The organism is Mesorhizobium sp. YM1C-6-2, assembly GCF_003666685.1.
In the GTDB taxonomy this organism is placed as follows: Bacteria; Pseudomonadota; Alphaproteobacteria; order Rhizobiales; family Rhizobiaceae; genus Mesorhizobium_K.
Window position 1 is genome coordinate 12,843 of sequence record NZ_RCIZ01000008.1, and the last position, 17,675, is coordinate 30,517.

The following is a 17,675-nucleotide window of genomic DNA, read 5'->3' on the forward strand; positions in this document are numbered from 1 at the left end:
TGGCAATCCGCAACCGGGGCGTGTTACGGCTAGCGGATGAGCGAAGCGGGCGACACGATCCTCGACAGGATAGGCCGGTTCCTGGCGGGCCGGCTGCAGCAGGAGACCTCCGGCTACGAGCCCTACACGCCGTCTGACCCGGAGACCCTGCGACGCATTCTGCAGCCGGGCGACATCCTGCTGATCGAGGGCAATCTCAGGATTTCCGCGACCATCAAATACCTGACCCAGTCGACGTGGTCGCATTCGGCGCTCTATGTCGGCGACGCCCTGCCGGAACCGGAGGATGGGTCGGAGCGGCCGCGCCTGATCGAGGTCAATCTCGGCCAGGGCTGCGTAGCGGTGCCGCTGTCGAAATACCGCACCTACAACACGCGCATCTGCCGGGCGAGCGGACTGTCGCCGGAGGACCGCCAGCATGTCGTCGATTTCATGCTGGAGCGGCTCGGCCTGAAATACGACCTGAAGAACATCTTCGACATGCTGCGCTATTTCTTTCCGGTGCCGATGCCGGTGCGCTGGCGGAGGCGCGCCATCGCCTTCGGTTCCGGCGACCCTACCCGCGCCATCTGCTCGTCGCTGATCGCCCAGGCCTATGAAGGTATCCGCTATCCGATCCTGCCCGAGATCACCCGCGCGCCGGGACGGGCGTCGGCCCAGTCCTCCTACTCTCGCAGCGAGATCCTGCACATCCGCCACCACTCGCTCTACACGCCGCGCGACTTCGACCTGTCGCCCTATTTCAGGATCGTGAAGCCGACGCTCGAATACGGCTTCGACTACAGGAGCGTGACCTGGGCGCAAGAAGAGCAGGCATCCTGATTACATAAGTTAAAGCTCGACTTTCAGGATTTTCGCTCTTTCTATTTCCTTGGACACGAGTCTACTTTCCTCCCATTGGTTAAATTGGGGGAGGGTGAATTGTCGTCCAGGTTTACTGCCCTGCCGCTGAGTAGCGGTGAAGCCTTCGTGTTGGAAACAGAACACAACCACAGGGGTTACGTGGTTCTTTTTGACGGTGGGCAAAGCAAGACGCGCGGTCCGGAAAACGGACTGTTCAAGTCTCTCAAAGATCATTGCCCCACCGTCGGCAATCGGATCGATATCGCAATCTGCAGTCATAGCGATCATGACCATTCCGCAGGCTTTCCGCGATTCGTCGAGACCTGGGTTTCCGAGGGAAACGAGATCGGAGAATTCTGGTTGCCCGCGCTTTGGTCGCCGGCGGTGCCCGAAGTCCTGACCGACCCGGACAGGTTGATCACGCGTTTGCGAGAGGGCGCAGCCCTGGCAGCAAGGTCAATTGTCGCAGAAGAACGGCTCCGTGGGACGGAAGCAATCTTGGCGACCGAGGACCGGATCCCGGCTTTTCGATCCATCGACCAGCGGATTCGCAGCGAAGGGCTGAAATACCTGAGGGAGAGGCCAAGGACCGACCGTATGGAGACAGCTATCCTTGCTGACAGAACGGAAGAGTCGGGGGAGGCGATGGTCGCGCGGTCATTGGGTCTCGGCTTGCAGGAACTTGCGGTCGTGCGGAGGAACCTCGAGGAGAGCCATCTTCTCACGGTGCCGCTGGGCGAGCGTCTCGGCGCGAATCGACCGCAAATCCATTGGTATTTCGTCGACACGGAGAGAGCGTCACCGGAGGCGTTCCAATTGGCGGAGACTTTAACGAGGAGCGTCATTGAAACGGCTGAGGCGATCCAGGCGATTGCGACCTTAGCCGTCTCGCATTCGATTCCCATTCGGTGGTTCGATTTCACTGCGTTCGAGAACGAAGGCGCCGCCCCTCAAGGCGGAATCTCGGGATTCCTGGAACCCCTGAACACGGTCGAGCAGCGAGACGTAAGAAGGGAAGCGAATAGTCTGGCGCTTTTTTATTCCCTCAAGCTGACCGAGCAAAACGTGTCTTCGCTGGTATTCCAGCGGGTCGAAACTGAAGGGGAGCCCGCTGTCATCTTCGTCGCGGATTCACGCCTTGCGTTCGGAATTGATGAACCTGAGGAAAATTTTCCAAATCATCTCAAGCCCACCGATCGCGCTTGCATCTTTACCGCTGCCCATCACGGATCGCGCAACAACGATCGGGCTTACGAGGTTTTGGAAGAGTGGTTAGGCGCGGAGCTTTTCAGGGACTCGTTCGCGGTCAGAAACGGAGGCGTTCACAATCAGACCTTGGACGGCTTCCTCAAGGTCGGCAACCGCCGTTGCGCTCAATGTTATCAGTGCCACGGCGGTGACTGGTCACAGCTTGTCACGATCGGAACCGTTGGCAACGAATGGTCATGGCCGCCCGATCAGGGCGGCAAATGCGGAACTCCGAAGGCCCGGCGCAGGTAGGAGTACTTTCGGGATCGTGCTTTTGATGAACTATTCCGCCGGGGCGGCTTCCTCCTGGGGCCGTTCGCGCCGTATCTGCTTCAGCGCGCTCGCGACCGTCGTCTTGTAGCGCACATGCGGCGGGCGCGCGCCATGCGTGAACAGCATGCGGCGCACCGGTGGCGACGCTCCGGCGATGAAGAAACGCACGCCGGCGCGCTCGGCCTTTCGAGCCGCCCCTTCAATGACGTTGGCGGCCGTCGAATCGAGGAATGGCACGGCCGAGCAATCCAGCACGAAATTCGTGCGCCGGTCGGCGATGCGGTCGAGCACGGTCGCCACCGTCGAGGCCGAGCCGAAGAAGAAGGCGCCGCTGATGCGATAGATCACCGTGTCCGGGTCGGACGACTCGGCGGCCTCATAGGCAACACGCTCCTTGCCCCTGGTGTCGGGAACGTCGGCCGAGCCGATCTCGACGGCAACCATTTTGGACATGCGGTCGATGAACAGTACCGAGCCCAGCGCGAAGCCGACGACGATGCCCTCGGTCAGGTCGCGGAAGACGACCAGGGCGAAGGTGACCAGCAGGACCAGCGCATCGCCCCAGGAGGAGCGCAGCAGCGCCGCGAAGGCGGTCTTCTCGACCATGTTCCAGGCGACGACCGCAAGCACGCCGGCAAGTGCGGCCAAAGGTATGTAGCTCGCCAGCGGCGCGGCCACGAGCATGAAGACAAGCAGGAAGCCCGAATGCAGCATGCCGGAGACGGGGCCGTGCGCGCCTGCGCGAATATTGGTCGCCGTCCGCGCGATGGTGCCGGTCACGCAGATGCCGCCGAACAATGCCGAGCCGATGTTGGCGAAGCCCTGCGCCACCAGTTCGCAGTTGGAGCGATGCCTGCGTCCCGTCATGCCGTCGGCGACCACCGCCGACAGCAGCGATTCGATGGCTCCAAGCAGGGTGAAGGCGATGGCGTCGGGCAGCACGGCCTGCATGGCGGCAAGATCGAAGGCCGGCAGCGCCGGCAGCGGCAGCGAGCGCGGTATGCCGCCGAAGCGCGTGCCGATCGTCTCGACCGGCAGCGCCAGCGCCGCCGCCAAGATCGATGCCACGCCGACCCCGATCAGCATGCCCGGCCATGACGGCCGCCAGCGCTTCAGCCCGGCGATGACGGCGATGGTCAGGAACGCGACGACGATCGCCGACGGGTTGAACGTGCCCCAGGCGGCGGTGAGCGCTCTCAGCTTCGGGATGAGTTCGCCCGGCTCCTTGCCGTCCAGCGACAGGCCGAACAGCTCGCTGAGCTGGCTGGCGAAGATGATGATCGCGATGCCGGCGGTGAAGCCGACCGTCACCGGGTAGGGGATGAACTTGATGTAGGTGCCGAGTCTCAGATAGCCGACCGCCAGCAGGAAGACGCCCGACATCATGGTGGCGAGGATCAGCCCGTCGACGCCATGGCGCGCCACCGTCGACGCCACCAGCACGATGAAGGCACCTGCCGGTCCGCCGATCTGGAAACGGCTGCCGCCGAGCGCCGACACCAGGAAGCCGCCGACGATCGCGGTGTAGAGGCCGCGGTCGGGCGACACGCCCGAGGCGATGGCGATCGCCATGGAGAGCGGCAGGGCGACGATCGCGACTGTCAGCCCGGCGATGACGTCGATGCGGAACTGCCTGAGCCCGTAGCCCTCCCGCAGCACGGTGACGAGCTTCGGCGTGTAGAGTTCCAGGAAAGTGGGGGTGGAATGCAATCGCTCCGACCCGGCAGCTGCGCTCATGACGGCCTTCCGCACATTCGAGCATCGGACCGGAACCGGTTCTGGATCGTCCGAGGCTCGATCAAGGAGCGGCGGGATCGTCGGCAATCTGTCGGCGGTCGCCGTCGCGACTGACTTCAACAATCGAAGCGCGCGACGCGGCTCCGCAGTTGCAATCTCAGCCGGTGAGGCCTTCGTCGGTCGCCGGCGCCTTGAGGCGAACGCCCCTGCCGCTGCCGCTGCTCGCCTGGTTGACGCCGATCAACTCGACGCCCGACTCGTCCAGCGCGCGGATCACCTTCATCAACGTATCGACCACACCCCGCACGACGCCGTCACTTGCTTCCATCCTCTGGATCGTCGGCAACGACACACCTGCCCGCTCGGCGAGGGTCTTCTGGTCGATGCCGGCGAGCGCTCGCGCGGCGCGCATCTGCTGGGCGGTGATCACGAAACGCGTTCCTGCCTGAGACTGCAGTATGCATGTATAATATCATTATGATGATGTTTCAAGCATCAATCCTTACACATGAACCATGATCTCTAACTGCGCTCCGGCTCGCCGCGCCGCAGCAGACGGCGCGCGACGAGCCAGCACAGCATCGCCCACGCGAAACCCGCGCACCATCCGGCCAGGACGTCGGACGGCCAATGCACGCCGAGATAGAGCCGCGAAACGCCGACCATCAGGGTGACCAGAACGGCGACGCCGAGCACATAGATCTTCGTCGCCCTGCCCGGCACGATGCCGGCCAGCATGGTTCCGAGCGTCAGGTAGGTCACCGCCGCCATCATCGCGTGGCCGCTCGGGAAGGAGAGCGTCTGCACCTGAGCCAGATGGGACACGAGGTCGGGGCGCGGCCGGTCGATGCCGAGCTTGAGCACGCTCGACAGGATCTGGCCGCCGCCGACGGTGACAAGCACGAGCAGGGCAGAGCGCCAGCGGCGGACCAGCAGCAGGTAGAAGATTGTGACCGCCGTCACCATGACCAGGACGATCATCGAGCCCAGCGCGGTGACGTCGCGCACCGCCTCTTCCATCCAGAGCGGGCCGATCGGATCGTTGGGCCGTCCCGCCTCGCGGAAGAAAAGCAGTATCTCGGTGTCGAAGGCATGCGTGGCGGTGTCGCGCGCCACTTCGGTCAGCTCGACGAAACCCCACAGGCCGCCCGCGACGATGATGCCGGCGAGCAGAACCGAGAATTCCATTCTTTCCCAGAAGCGCAGGGTCACCGTTCCTCCTTCGTCTGGCGGCTTTAGAGCAATTCCAGGAAAAGTGGAAACCGGTTTTCCGGCCGGAATGCGACAGACAGGGACCGGACCGATCTTCGCTTCGGAGAAGCGGGAGCTGGTCCAGCGCCAAAGGTGGCCGGCGCTGGCGGCTGCCGGGGTTTACGGAATTGCCGCCGAAGCGAGCGGCCGTCGCCGGCTCGGTTCAGACCGCCCTGGCGCGCTGCGCGCCGCGGAAGGAATCCCTGAGATAGCCGAGCGTCGCATCCGCATTGGCGGGACGGCCGAACAGATAACCCTGACCGCCGCCGCAGCCGAACTGCACGAGGCGCTCGGCCTGCTCCTCTTCCTCGATGCCTTCGGCGACGACGTCCATGCCGAGCCCCTCGCACATGGCCAGGATGGCGCGGATGATGTGCTCGGAAGGACGGTCGTCGAGCAGCGAGGCGATGAAGGCGCGGTCGATCTTCAGCTTGTCGAAATGGAACTCGCGCAACCGCCCGAGCGAGGACTGGCCGGTGCCGAAATCGTCGAGCGAGACGCGGATGCCGCAGCGGCGCAGGTCCTCGACGATCTTCTCGGCCGATGTCGGGTCCGACATGAGGCCAGTTTCGGTAATCTCGATCTCCAGGCGGCGCGGGTCGAAGCCGGTGCGGTCGAGAATGGCGAGTATGTGCAGGCCGGTGTTCTGGTCGACGAGCTGCGAGGGCGACAGGTTGAAGGACAGGAACAGGTCCTGCGGCCAGTCGCGCGCCGCCTCGGTCGCCTTCCTCAGCACGAGCTGCGACATCGGGCCGATGATGCCGCGCTCCTCGGCGATCGGGATGAAGACGACCGGCGAGATCGGACCAAGGTCGCGGTCGGTCCAGCGCGCCAGCGTCTCGAAGCCCACCGTCCGGCGCGTCTTGAGATCGACGATCGGCTGGAAATGCGGCTCCACCTCGCCGGCGGAGACGGCGCGCCTCAGCGCCTGCTCGATGCGGGTGACGCGCTTGGCGGCTTCCTCCATCTCGCGTGTATAAACGACGACCCGGCCGCGGCCGGAGCGCTTGGCCTGGTAGAGCGCCGTTTCGGCCTTGTGGATCAGGATATTGGTGGTCTCGTCGCCGAAATGATAGAGCGAGCAGCCGACCGAGGCCGACAGGCGCGCCGTACGCTCGCCGACGTCGTAGGGCGCCGACAATATCTCGATCAGCATCCGGGCCTTGTCGGTGGCGGCGTCCTCGCTGAAGACCAGCGGGTAGAGGAAGGCGAACTCGTCCGCGCCGATGCGCGTCACCGTCGAATGCGCATCCATCGACGCGCGCAGCCGCATGGCGACCTGGACGAGGATGTCGTCGCCGGCCCTGCTGCCGAACAGATCGTTGATCGGCTTGAAGCCGTCCAGGTCGAGAATGCCGATCGCGAAGGGTGCCGGATCGTCGGCGCGATCAGAGATCAGGCGCTCCACCTTGTCGTAGAAGCGGCGATGGTTGCCGAGGCCGGTCAGGGGGTCGGTGAACGCGAGTTCCGTGCTTTCCCTGCCAGTATAGCCGTTCGCAAAAACGGGCTGCATTTCGGTCCTGCTTGTTGTTGTTCTTGAATTGGCGCGCAACTTGCCAGCAAAGCGTTTAGGAAAAGTATCAAGACCGCCTCGGCAGTCGTCCAAGGACGGGACGGGATGCTTACGCCGCGTTAGCGGCGCGAAGTCAGCCGGCGGCCAAGGTCACCAAGGCGGCAGGACGCGGTAGAGTTCGATCGGCTTGCCGCTGCTTTCCGGCACGATCTCCAGCCAGTCCGGTGCGCGGCCTGCCAGAAGATTTGCCAGCAGCCCGTCCGGCGCGCGTCGGGCGAGGAAATCCGTCTCGGTATTGCCGCGGCAGAAGGCCACCAGGCCGATCCCGTTCGCCTGTGCGACCTCGCGCGCCTTTTCGGGCGTTCCGATAAAGGCCTCGAGTGCCGCCAGATTGCCGGCCATGTTGCGATGGTAGGGCCCGGCGAGCACATGATGCGGCGTATACCGCAGCATCGGCGCGCCGAGGTTCGAGATGACCAGCACGTTGCCGGCCGGCATCGCGGCCAGTTCCGCGTAGTCCGACCGCTCGTAGCAGCTTTCCTCGGGCGATTGTTTGCCGGCTTCCGACGGCGAAACGAGATACAGGATTCCGCTGGCCGCCAGGGTCCAGGTGATGTGGAAGGAGACGAGCCAAGCGCCGACGAGCTTGAGCGAGGAGGCGGTGCCCGGCGCGGACTCGGCATGCCGGCGAAAGCCGGCGACCCAGACCGCCAGCGGCACGCAGGCGAGCGGCAGCGAGAAGCGCGAGCCCCTGACCTGCCAGACGCTGACCAGCAAGGCGACGACCAGAACCATCGCGATCAACACCTCCTCGCGGCGAAGGCCGCGCACCAGCATCCGCCGGGCAAGCAGTCCGAGCGCTACGAGGACGGTCGCGTATTGGCCCACCGCCGCGTCCGGCTCCGCGGCCAGCACGCGCCAGAGCGACTGAGCCTCGCTGACGGCGTCGAGCCAGTAGCTCTGCAGCATCGGATCGAGCCCGGCATAGGGATCGCCCAGGCATTGCGGGAAATAGACGAGCACGAGGCCGGCGACGGCGCCGCCGAGCACGGCCAGCGATGCGGCGCGGCGGGCTGGAGTTGCGCCGAGCGCCGGCGTCGACGCGACGATGGCAAGCCCTGCGCCGGCCAGCGCGCCGATGGCGAATTGCGCGACCGAGTAGGCGTCGCAATGGGCGGCCGCCCATTCGGACGAGGGGACCGTCGCGACGAAGACGGCGGCGGACGTTGCGGCAAAGGCGGCGCCGAAGCCTGCCGCTGCTTTGGCCGCCTCGCCGCCCCCGACGAGGAACCATCCCGCGACGAAGATGCCGCCGGCCGCGACATAGGGCACCGTCTCCATGCCGACCGCAAGCATCAGCACGGCGGAGACGCCGGCGAGCCAGGCCGAGCGGCTGTGCAATCCCGCCCGCAGCAGGAACAGCACCATGGCCAGCATCAGCACCAGCTGGACGTTGTGGTGGTCGAGGGCGCCGGGCGCGAAGATGCCGGTGTAGTAGAGCGTCGTCGCGCCGATGACCAGCAGCGGGAACATCGTCTCCTCACCGCCGACCAGGCGGCCTATGCGCAGCAGCAGATAGACGGAAAGCGCATAGAGCGCGAACGGCCAGGCGATCAGCGCGACGGTCTCGCCCACCGCCTGCGAGCCGGTGACAGACGTGACCACGAGCACGATGGCGGCGATCGGCGCGTCGACCAGACGCGACCAGTGCATCAGCAGTCCGCCGCCGCCGGCGCCCATGCGATATTGGTGCAGGTCGAACCAGCCCTGGCCGGCGATGAGGTCGCGCACCTCGACCAGCCTGAGCAGGCTGTCATTGTCGGCGTTGCCGGCGAGATCCTTGAAACCGCCCACCGCGGCGACGGCCGCGACGACCAGTGTCGCGGCAATCGCCTTCACGACGTCGCCACGCCAGAACGATTCTCCGCCGAGGCGCGGACCGGCCATCGTCATCTCGCTCGCCATCGAACTTTCCGGAGAGAACAAATCCGCCAAGTTGGGACCAGTCCTAAACCTAGCCTTAACGGCTTCAATAAATAGTAAAGCGCCGCGTGACGGCACCGCCGCATCCAGCGGCGGGGCGGGAGGTTTCGATGCATCACAGCAGCCTGGAAGACCTTGCCATCGCGGTCCTCATCCCCTGCTACAACGAGGAGCAGACGATCGGCGACGTGGTCTCGCGCTTCCGCGTGACGCTGCCCGCGGCATCGGTCTATGTCTACGACAACAATTCGAGCGACCTGACGGCGCTGAAGGCCCGCGCGGCCGGCGCGATCGTCATCCGCGAGCCACGCCAGGGCAAGGGCAACGTGGTCAGGCGCATGTTCGCCGACATCGAGGCCGACATCTACATCATGGTCGACGGCGACGGCACCTACGCGCCGGAGGACGCTCCGCAGCTCGTCAACACGCTCCTGACGGCTCATTCCGACATGGCCGTGGGCACGCGCCGCGGCGTCACCGACGATGCCGGCCGCGCCGGGCACGCTTTCGGCAACCGTCTCTTCAACGGCCTCTACAAGCGCCTGTTCGGCCGCGACTTCACCGACATCTTCTCCGGCTACCGCGCCTTCACCCGCCGCTTCGTGAAAAGCTTCCCGGCAGTATCGGGCGGCTTCGAGATAGAAACCGAGATGTCGGTGCACGCCTCGCAGCTCAAGCTGCCGGTGAGCGAGATCGCGCTCGACTACGGCCGGCGGCCGGAGGGCTCGGCGTCGAAGCTGTCGACCTATCGGGACGGCGCGAAGATCCTCTGGATGTTCGCCATGCTCGCCAAGGAAACGCAGCCGATGCGCTTCTTCGGGGCCATCGCCGCGCTCATCGCCGCCGCCAGCCTCGTGCTGATGGCGCCGATCCTGATCGAATATGCCGAGACCGGCCTCGTGCCCAGGATGCCAACCTGGGTGCTGTCGCTCGGCATGCTGATGTTCTCGGCCATGATGGTCGTCACCGGGCTGATCCTCGATTCGGTGTCGCGCGGCCGCGCCGAGCAGAAGCGCATCTTCTATCTCAGCATTCCCGGGCGCCGCCCCAGGCGCGACGCGCAGGAACTGCCGCGGCCGGCGGGCAGGCGCGGCTCCTCGCGCGCGGCATGAGCCGCATCCTACGTTTCGGCTTCGTAGGCGGCGTCGGCTTCCTGACCGACGCCGCCGTGCTTGCACTGCTGCTTGCGGCGACACCGCTCGGCCCCTTCCTCGCCCGCCTCGTCTCCATCGGCTGCGCGATGACCGTGACGTGGCTCTGCAACCGCTCGCTGACCTTCCAGCCGTCCAGCCGCGGCGCCCTGCACGAAGGCGCGCGCTATGGCGGCGTCGCCATCGCGGTCAGCATCTTCAACTATCTGGTCTACAGCGGCCTGCTGATCGCCCTGCCGTGGATGCCGCCGCTCGCGGCCCTGGTCGTCGCCTCGGCCGCCGCGATGGCGCTTTCCTATCTCGGCTATTCGCGGCTGGTCTTCGACCGCTGAGGGCCTTGCGCCAAACATTGGCTGCGTGGCCCGATTGGCAGAGGCCGCGCATGCCCCTATATCGCTGACGTCAGTCCGACCGGAGCAAACCCATGCCGCTGAACGTTGCCGTGCAGATGGATCATATCTCGACCGTGTCGATCGCCGGCGACACCAGCTTCGCGCTGTCGCTGGAGGCGCAGCGGCGCGGCCACAGGCTCTTCCACTACACGCCCGACCGGCTGTCGATGATCGGCGGCAAGGTTTTCGCGCGCATCGAGGAGATGGCCGTGCGCGACGAGAAGGGCAACCATTTCTCGCTCGGCGAGCCGGTTCGCACCGACCTCTCGGAGATGGACGTGATCCTGCTCAGGCAGGACCCGCCCTTCGACATGAACTACATCACCACGACCCACATGCTCGAACGCATCCATCCGAAGACGCTGGTGGTCAACGATCCCGCCTGGGTGCGCAACAGCCCCGAGAAGATCTTCGTCACCGAGTTCCCGGACCTGATGCCGGAGACGCTGATCACCAAGGACCCGCGCGAGGTCGACGCGTTCCGCAAGGCGCATGGCGACATCATCGTCAAGCCGCTCTACGGCAATGGCGGCGCCGGCATCTTCCATCTGCACGAGGCAGACCGCAACCTCGCCTCGCTGCTGGAGATGTTCCAGCAGATGTTCCGCGAGCCGTTCATCGTGCAGCGCTATCTCAAGGATGTCCGCAAGGGCGACAAGCGCATCATCCTGATCGAGGGCGAGCCGGTCGGCGCCATCAACCGGGTGCCGGCCGAGCACGATTCCCGCTCCAACATGCATGTCGGCGGACGTGCCGAGAAAACCGAGCTGACCGAGCGCGAACGCGAGATCTGCGCGCGCATCGGGCCGTCGCTCAAGGAGCGCGGCTTCGTGCTCGTCGGCATCGACGTGATCGGCGACTGGATGACCGAGATCAACGTCACCTCGCCGACCGGCATCCGCGAGGTGAAGCGGTTCGGCGGCGCCGATATCGCGTCCCTGTTCTGGGACGCCGTCGAGGCGCGCAAGGCACAGGGCGCATAACGCCGCATATCTTCCGCGCTCCCGGTTTGTTCCAGGGCTGCAACCCGATGCAACCTGACGGCAGCCGGAACTATATGTTTGTTCTCTTCTTGTTCTTGCTTTATTCGAAAACCCGTGCTTAGTTGACGCATAGGGAAATCTGATCCGATCGTGGGGCGGCGGTCACCGCCGGTTTCGGAGGGGCGGCATGGTTTCGCGTGTGCGCACGGTTGCGTTCCAGGGCATCGAGGCGGTGCCGGTGGACGTTCAGGTCATGATCGCGCCCGGCAAGCCCAACATCCATATCGTCGGCCTGCCCGACAAGGCGGTGGCCGAAAGCCGCGAGCGCGTGCAGGCCGCGCTGCACGCTTCCGGCCTGTCGATGCCGGCCAAGAAGGTGACCGTCAATCTCGCGCCCGCCGACCTGCCCAAGGAAGGCAGCCACTATGACCGATAATTATCTGTCTTCCAACCATTTTCCAGCGACAGCAGTATTGTACTCACCGTCTACTCACCATTTGATGTCGTTTCGGAGCTTGGCGCTAGGACAATTCACAGTCTGCTGAATTGCCCATGACGGCGCAGAGCGTCTCTTGGCCTGCCTGGTCACATTGATAAATCTGACATCCGGGCGACCGCCGCTTCGGAACTGCTCTTATCGCTCTCGGCATACATGATGAACGACTACTTTGCGCCCCAGGTCAGTCGTTGTTCCGGCCTCTGCGACGTTCCCAAAGCGGCCATGCAGGCCGCCCTTTTGTCCAGCGCTGCCATCGCTGGCTATTGTTCGCGAAGCGCACGCTCGAACTGGTCGAGGAGAGGCTTTGCCAGGTATGAGATGGCGGTACGGTCCTCGGTCGAGATGAAGACTTCCAAAGGCATGCCGGGGCGTAGCTTGTTGTCGCCGAGTTTCGCCATCTCGTCGGCGGATATTTTGACCTCCGCGAGATAGAGCGGCTGGCCGCTCGCCGGGTCGACAGACGTGGCGGCGGAGACATAGGCGATTTCGCCGAATATCTCCGGGGTCGTGCGCTGATTGAAGGCGCTGAAGCGAAGCTTCGCGGCTTGACCGACCTGCACCTGGTCGATGTCGGTGGGCGCCAGCTTGGCCTCGATCTTCAGCTCCGCCCCCTCCGGCACGATGGTGACAAGCTTCTCAGCCGGCGTGATGACGCCGCCCAGCGTGTTGACGGAGAGTTCGTTGACTATGCCTGCGATCGGCGCACGGATGTCGGTCCGTTGCAGGCGGTCCTCGATCGCTGCCGCTCTTTCCCTGAGCTCGGCGAGCTTCGGCTCGACGGCGGAAAGCTCGCGCTGGGCTTCGGTGCGGGCTGTCTCGTCGACGGCGAGGACCTGCAGCTTGACCTCGCTGATGCGGACCTTGGCGCGTGCGATGCCGGCCTCGATTTCCGCCTTCTCGCCATTGAGCCGGGCGAGTTCGCGCTTCGTGGTGAAGACGCGCGAGCCCTCGATCAGCTTCTGGTCGGCAAGTCCCTTGATCTTGCCGTGCTCGCGCTCGACGAGTTCTATCTCGTCGAGCTTGGACGCGTGCTGCGCCTCCAGTCCCGCGATCTCCTCGCCGAGCTGTTCCATGCTGAGCGTCAGTTGCTCCGTCTCGGTCTTCCTGTTGCGCAGATTGCCTTCAAGCAACCGCGTCTCGCCGCGCACGACATCATCGATGTGCCGGCCGGCATCGTCCGAGAGCTCGGGAAGCTCCATCCGGCTGAGCCCGTCGCGCTCGGCCATCAGCCTTGCCTTCTTGACCGCCAGTTCGGCAAGCTGCGCGCGCACTATGGACAGTTCCGCCCGCGTCTGCACGTCGTCGAGACGCAGGAGGACCTGGCCCGCCTCGACGAAGTCGCCCTCGCGCACCGCGATCTCGCTGACGATGCCGCCGTCGCGATGCTGTATGGCTTTCAGGTTGCGATCGACCTTCACAGCCCCGGTTGCGATCACCGCCCCTGTCAATTCGGCCGTTGCGGCCCAGCCACCGGCACCTGCCAGCAAGAGCAGGCCGAAGGTGAGACCGGCCGCCACGCGACCGCCGATACGGAACCGCCTCTCGTCTTCCTCGTCATCGCGGTTGCGGTTGATCAGATGGCCTTGTCGATGCGCGTCCATGTTGATTACTCCGTCCTTATACGGTCTCCGACACCGCGATCTTGCTGTCGCCGCTGATTGTGATCACCAGTTCGTAGTACTCGTCATTGTCGAGGTCAGCCTCGACCAGCGTGCGCCGCACATTGCCGGTGTATTCGTGGCTTATCAGGATCGGCAGGTCGTCCTGGTCGATGCCCTCGCCATAGACCTCCTCGAAGCGATCCTCGAGGCTGTCCATGACCTCCTCGAAGATTTCGTAGCGGGACACCTTGATGCGATCGCCTGCCATGAAATCGAGGATCTCGTAGGCAACACGCTGGCCGGCCGCCGACAGCGCCTCGAATTCGAAAATGTCGTTGCCGCCGCCACCGCTGAAGGTGCCGCCGGCGTTGCCCTTGAAGTGGTCGTCCCCACTGCCGCCGAGGAAGACCTCGAAGTTGGAAATCGTGTCCTCGCCCACCTCGACGCCACTGATCGTGCCGGAAACGAGATCGAACGAAATGCTGGCGGTCGCCGCGGAATAGTCGATCGTGTCGATGCCACCGCCACCGTCATAAGTGTCATTCGCGCCGTCGAGATCGCCGGCCACGGTGTCGTCGCCGGCGCCGGCATAGACCTCGTCCTCGCCTTCGCCGCCAGACAGCGTGTCGCAGCCGTCGCCTCCGTCGACGACGTCGTCGCCATCCTCGCCCGCGATGTAGTCGTCGCCCTCGTTGCCTAGGAGCATCTCGGCAGCGCTGCTGCCCAGAAGCTCGTCGTCACCCGCACCGGTCTCCACCACCTCGAAGGAAGAGACCTGGTCGGTGCCGATTTCCTCGCCCTCCGCCACTCCGTCATCAAGATAGACCGCGACGGTCTCCATAGATGCTGCGTAACTGAGCGTGTCGACGCCCTCGCCACCGTCATAACTGTCGTTTGCGCCATCCAGATCGCCGATCACGGTATCGTCGCCTGTACCGGCGTGGACGTGGTCTTTGCCTTCGCCACCCGACAGCGTGTCGTCGCCGGAATCGCCGCGCAGCAGATCGGCGCCTGCCTCGCCCATAATGACGTCGTCGCCGTCTCCCCCGGCGAGTTCGTCATCTCCATCGCCGCCCAGAAGCCTGTCGTCTTCGCCATCGCCGGACAGGTGGTCGTGGCCATCGCCGCCGAAGAGCAGGTCCTTCCCATCGCCACCGGAGAGGTAGTCCGCCCCTCCATCGCCGAACAACGTGTCCTCGCCTGCCTCGCCGAACAACCTGTCGTCGCCTTCGCCGCCGGAAATCCAGTCGTCGCCATCGCCGCCGAACACGATGTCGTCGCCGAGACCGGCGAAGACGATGTCCGAGCCGGCTCCCGCCACGATGTGGTCGTTGCCGGCGCCGCCGAGCACGGTATCGCTGCCGCCGCGCGCATCGATGTTGTCGTGTCCGTCGCCGCCGTCGATGTCGTCGCCGCATTCGGTGCCGACCAGGAGGTCATCGCCGGAAGTACCCGCTATGCTGTTGCGCACCACGTCGAAATGCGCCGTTTGCATAACCGAGAGTTCGCCGTCGGTGATCTCGTAGGTGACCGTCACCGGTCCGTAGCCGGCGGAATCGAAGAGCCAGCCCCCCAGGGTCGCCGTCAGCATGCCCGAAGACACGGTCAGGTTCGTCACCGACAGGGTGTCGTCGTCCGGGTCCACGGCGTTTGCCAGGAGATCGGTAAGGCCGATCAGGGCGATCGCGCAGCCTCCGACGTCTGCCAGGTAAACCGGACCGTTGACCCGTGGAGCGCGGTTGATCTCTTCTTCGTCCTCGTCGCCCGGTTCGTTGTTGTCCGGCCCATCCGGGTCGTCGGGATCGCCCGGACTATCAGGCGGGTTGGGGTTCTCGCCTCCCGCCTCGCCACCGCCGGGATCGGCCGTGCCGGGAGCAGGATTGTCATTCGCGGCCATGAAAGGGCCGGCGAAATTGAACGGTCCGGCCGAGATCGGGCCGAAGGACGCGTAGTCCATGAGATCGAACTCAGGCGAGACGATCGCCTCGAACGACGCGGGGCCGTGCAGATCGAACAGCCTGGCGCCCGATCCGATCGGACCTTCGGCTGGCTCGGCCTTGTCTTTCGGCGCCTCCTCCGGGGTATATTGCATCCCCGCGTCGCGAAGCGGGCTGGCGTCGGCCGGGATGTTCCCTTTGCCGGCCCCATCATCGGGGTTCGCCTCCGGACGGGCTTCGGCCCCCGCCGTGCTCCACCCGGGAAACATGGATTTTATGTAGAGAGCGACGCCCATCAGCATGGCCGCGAAGGCAAACGGCCAACGCGAATTCTTCGGCTCCTCGCTGAAGCGGTAGGGGTCGACGGCTGCCGGTTCGGCGGCCTCGGGCTTCGTCGCCTTGACGTTGATCATCATGCCCGTACCCTCGCGTTTACGCGCGGGCGTGCCTTCTGGGTTGCGGTGTCGGCATTTGCCACCGCAGCCTGCGCCGGCGACTGCAAGATCGTGCTCTTCGGCCCGACCGCGGTGATCTTGCCGTTTTGCACGACTGCAATGAGCTCGACCGCAGCCAGTGCGCTTGGCCGGTGCGCCACGACCACGGCGATGCCGCCGCGGGCGCGGATCGCCTTGATCGCTTCCGTCAGCGCCGCTTCCCCATCCGCATCCAGGTTGGAGTTGGGTTCGTCCATGACGACGAGGAACGGATTGCCGTAAAGAGCGCGCGCAAGCCCGATACGCTGGCGTTGGCCGGCCGAAAGCGCCATTCCCTGGGCGCCGAGTTGGGTATGATAGCCGTCAGGCATGCGTACGATCATCTCGTGAACGCCCGCGGCGCGTGCGGCTTCGACGATCGCGCGCGGGTCGGCCGCCGGATCGAAGCGGCAGATGTTATCTTCGATGGTGCCGTCAAGCAGCGCTACTTCCTGCGGCAGGTACCCGATATGCTGGCCGAGCACTTCGTCGCTCCACTGGGTCAGTTCGGCGTCGTCGAGCCGTACGCTGCCGCGCAGGGCGGGCCAGATTCCCGTCAGCGCCCGCACCAGGGTCGTCTTGCCGCCACCGGAAGGGCCGATGACGCCAAGCGCCTGTCCGGCCTCGAGCTGGAACTCCGCGTCGGTAAGAAGCACGCGACCCGAAGCGGGAGCCGCGATCGTGAGCTTCTCCACCTTGAGATTGCGCGACGGCGCCGGCAGTTCCATCGGCTCGGGCGTCTTGCCGAGGGCGACGGCTGTCTCCTTGAGGCGCCGCCATGCGTTGCGCGCCTGGACGACGCTCTTCCAGTTGCCGATCGCCAGATCGACCGGAGCCAATGCTCGCGTCGACGCAACCGATGCCGCGATGATCGCGCCGGCGGAAAGGTCGCCCTGGATGGTCAGAAACGCCCCGAGCCCGAGAATGGCGGATTGGAGCAGCATCCTCAGCACCCGGGAAATGGCTCCGAACGTGCCGCTTATGTCGCTGGTGCGCGTCTGCAGAGACAGGTGCTCGGCGTTGGCCGCGGTGAACCGCTCCACGGCCCGGCCGGCAAACCCCATGGCCTTCAGCACCTCGGCGTTGCGTGCGTTGGAATCGGCGATCTGGTTGCGCAGGATCGCGGCCTTGTGGGTGTCGGAGGCATGGCGGCGCGTCATCAGTTCGGTGGCGACGGTCAGCAATGCCAGCACGAGAGCCCCGCCGAACGTCAGCGCGCCGAGAAAGGGATGCAGCATGTAGACGAAGACCACATAGAGAGGCATCCAGGGCAGGTCGAAAAGAGCCACCGGTCCCTGGCTGCCGAGGAAGCCGCGCACCGTGTCGACGTCACGGCCACGCTCCAAAGCCTCGGCGGTGGAGAAGCCGAAGCGCGGCATGTCGATGGCGACCTGATGGGCGAGCGGCGCGATCTTGCGATCGAGCCGGCCGCCCACCCTGACGAGTATCTGCGAGCGGATGATGTCGAAGACGCCCTGGAAGAGATAAAGCCCGATCGCCAGCAGCGACAGGGCCAGCAATGTCGGCACGCTGCCGCTGGTCAGCGCCCGGTCGTAGATCTGCAGCATGTAGATCGAGCCGGTCAGCGCGAGCACGTTGATGATGCCGGAGATCGAAAACAGGAAGACGATGATGCTTCGGAAACCGCGCGTCAGATCCCGTGCCGTCCGCCGCTGCGACCCGGCACTCCTGCCAGCACCCTTGCCACTGCTCATGGAACCCACCCCATTGCCCTTAAGAGAGGCCGACGCCCGGGTACCCCTCCCCGGCGTCGGCTCAGGCGGGCCGGCT

The 17,675-nt window shown here is 65.1% G+C and carries 13 protein-coding genes and 1 pseudogene; 6 read left to right on the forward strand and 8 right to left on the reverse strand.

Annotated features, from left to right (window positions below; translation table 11 throughout):
• Positions 1–36 precede the first annotated feature (36 nt).
• Together D8676_RS18880 and D8676_RS18890 are read left to right on the forward strand one after the other, a co-directional pair.
• The gene (locus D8676_RS18880; protein ID WP_121582654.1) at positions 37–822 is read left to right on the forward strand and encodes a YiiX/YebB-like N1pC/P60 family cysteine hydrolase; all 786 of its coding nucleotides are present in this window, start codon (positions 37–39) and stop codon (positions 820–822) included.
• A gap of 99 nt (positions 823–921) precedes the next feature.
• Entirely contained in the window at positions 922–2,343 is a 1,422-nt protein-coding gene (locus D8676_RS18890) for a hypothetical protein (RefSeq protein WP_147448224.1), read from the forward strand.
• Between the two features lie 30 nt (positions 2,344–2,373).
• Here the strand turns inward: D8676_RS18890 and D8676_RS18895 are convergent, their stop codons facing one another.
• The 5 genes from D8676_RS18895 to D8676_RS18915 all read right to left on the reverse strand — a co-directional run bounded on the left by D8676_RS18895 (position 2,374) and on the right by D8676_RS18915 (position 8,830).
• Complete coding sequence (locus tag D8676_RS18895; protein ID WP_121582657.1) at positions 2,374–4,101, reverse strand: SulP family inorganic anion transporter; 1,728 nt, start codon at positions 4,099–4,101, stop codon at positions 2,374–2,376.
• A 157-nt stretch (positions 4,102–4,258) separates the two neighbouring features.
• Complete coding sequence (locus tag D8676_RS18900; RefSeq protein WP_121582658.1) at positions 4,259–4,531, reverse strand: helix-turn-helix transcriptional regulator; 273 nt, start codon at positions 4,529–4,531, stop codon at positions 4,259–4,261.
• Between the two features lie 92 nt (positions 4,532–4,623).
• Positions 4,624–5,289, reverse strand: coding sequence for a phosphatase PAP2 family protein (locus D8676_RS18905; protein WP_121582659.1), 666 nt, complete (start codon positions 5,287–5,289; stop codon positions 4,624–4,626).
• A 226-nt stretch (positions 5,290–5,515) separates the two neighbouring features.
• Positions 5,516–6,865 carry an EAL domain-containing protein gene (locus D8676_RS18910; protein WP_121582660.1) on the reverse strand — a complete coding sequence of 450 codons (1,350 nt, stop codon included), beginning with the start codon at positions 6,863–6,865 and terminating at the stop codon, positions 5,516–5,518.
• 150 nt (positions 6,866–7,015) lie between these two features.
• Positions 7,016–8,830, reverse strand: a complete 1,815-nt coding sequence (locus D8676_RS18915; protein ID WP_245426906.1) for a GtrA family protein — start codon at positions 8,828–8,830, stop codon at positions 7,016–7,018.
• A gap of 128 nt (positions 8,831–8,958) precedes the next feature.
• On the opposite strand from D8676_RS18915, the gene D8676_RS18920 reads away from it, so the two are divergent.
• The 4 genes and pseudogenes from D8676_RS18920 to D8676_RS18935 form a co-directional block, all read left to right on the forward strand.
• A complete protein-coding gene (locus tag D8676_RS18920; protein ID WP_121582661.1) occupies positions 8,959–9,960 on the forward strand; it encodes a glycosyltransferase in 1,002 nt (333 codons plus the stop codon).
• The gene (locus D8676_RS18925) at positions 9,957–10,331 is read left to right on the forward strand and encodes a GtrA family protein (RefSeq protein WP_121582662.1); all 375 of its coding nucleotides are present in this window, start codon (positions 9,957–9,959) and stop codon (positions 10,329–10,331) included. The genes D8676_RS18920 and D8676_RS18925 overlap by 4 nt, the downstream gene beginning before the upstream one ends.
• A gap of 92 nt (positions 10,332–10,423) precedes the next feature.
• Complete coding sequence (gene gshB / locus D8676_RS18930; protein ID WP_121582663.1) at positions 10,424–11,374, forward strand: glutathione synthase; 951 nt, start codon at positions 10,424–10,426, stop codon at positions 11,372–11,374.
• Between the two features lie 187 nt (positions 11,375–11,561).
• Positions 11,562–11,807 (forward strand): annotated as a pseudogene (locus tag D8676_RS18935) (magnesium chelatase domain-containing protein); the annotation flags it as partial.
• Between the two features lie 326 nt (positions 11,808–12,133).
• Here D8676_RS18935 and D8676_RS18940 read toward each other — a convergent pair.
• The 3 genes from D8676_RS18940 to D8676_RS18950 are packed head-to-tail and all read right to left on the reverse strand — an operon-like array spanning position 12,134 to position 17,599.
• Entirely contained in the window at positions 12,134–13,474 is a 1,341-nt protein-coding gene (locus tag D8676_RS18940; protein ID WP_121582664.1) for an HlyD family type I secretion periplasmic adaptor subunit, read from the reverse strand.
• Positions 13,475–13,490: 16 nt separating this feature from the next.
• On the reverse strand, positions 13,491–15,827 hold the full coding sequence (locus tag D8676_RS18945; protein ID WP_121582665.1) for a cadherin-like domain-containing protein: 2,337 nt from the start codon (positions 15,825–15,827) through the stop codon (positions 13,491–13,493).
• Positions 15,824–17,599: a type I secretion system permease/ATPase gene (locus tag D8676_RS18950; protein WP_121582666.1), complete on the reverse strand. Its 1,776-nt coding sequence runs from the start codon at positions 17,597–17,599 to the stop codon at positions 15,824–15,826. Before D8676_RS18950 ends, D8676_RS18945 begins: the two co-directional genes overlap by 4 nt.
• Between the last annotated feature and the right edge of the window lie 76 nt (positions 17,600–17,675).

Coding starts and splice junctions, on each gene's coding strand:
- D8676_RS18945 (WP_121582665.1), bottom strand. CDS start 15,827: ATGATGATCAACGTCAAGGCGACGAAGCCCGAGGCCGCCGAACCGGCA.
- D8676_RS18920 (WP_121582661.1), top strand. CDS start 8,959: ATGCATCACAGCAGCCTGGAAGACCTTGCCATCGCGGTCCTCATCCCC.
- D8676_RS18925 (WP_121582662.1), top strand. CDS start 9,957: ATGAGCCGCATCCTACGTTTCGGCTTCGTAGGCGGCGTCGGCTTCCTG.
- D8676_RS18895 (WP_121582657.1), bottom strand. CDS start 4,101: ATGAGCGCAGCTGCCGGGTCGGAGCGATTGCATTCCACCCCCACTTTC.
- gshB (WP_121582663.1), top strand. CDS start 10,424: ATGCCGCTGAACGTTGCCGTGCAGATGGATCATATCTCGACCGTGTCG.
- D8676_RS18950 (WP_121582666.1), bottom strand. CDS start 17,599: ATGAGCAGTGGCAAGGGTGCTGGCAGGAGTGCCGGGTCGCAGCGGCGG.
- D8676_RS18910 (WP_121582660.1), bottom strand. CDS start 6,865: ATGCAGCCCGTTTTTGCGAACGGCTATACTGGCAGGGAAAGCACGGAA.
- D8676_RS18915 (WP_245426906.1), bottom strand. CDS start 8,830: ATGGCGAGCGAGATGACGATGGCCGGTCCGCGCCTCGGCGGAGAATCG.
- D8676_RS18880 (WP_121582654.1), top strand. CDS start 37: ATGAGCGAAGCGGGCGACACGATCCTCGACAGGATAGGCCGGTTCCTG.
- D8676_RS18905 (WP_121582659.1), bottom strand. CDS start 5,289: ATGGAATTCTCGGTTCTGCTCGCCGGCATCATCGTCGCGGGCGGCCTG.
- D8676_RS18940 (WP_121582664.1), bottom strand. CDS start 13,474: ATGGACGCGCATCGACAAGGCCATCTGATCAACCGCAACCGCGATGAC.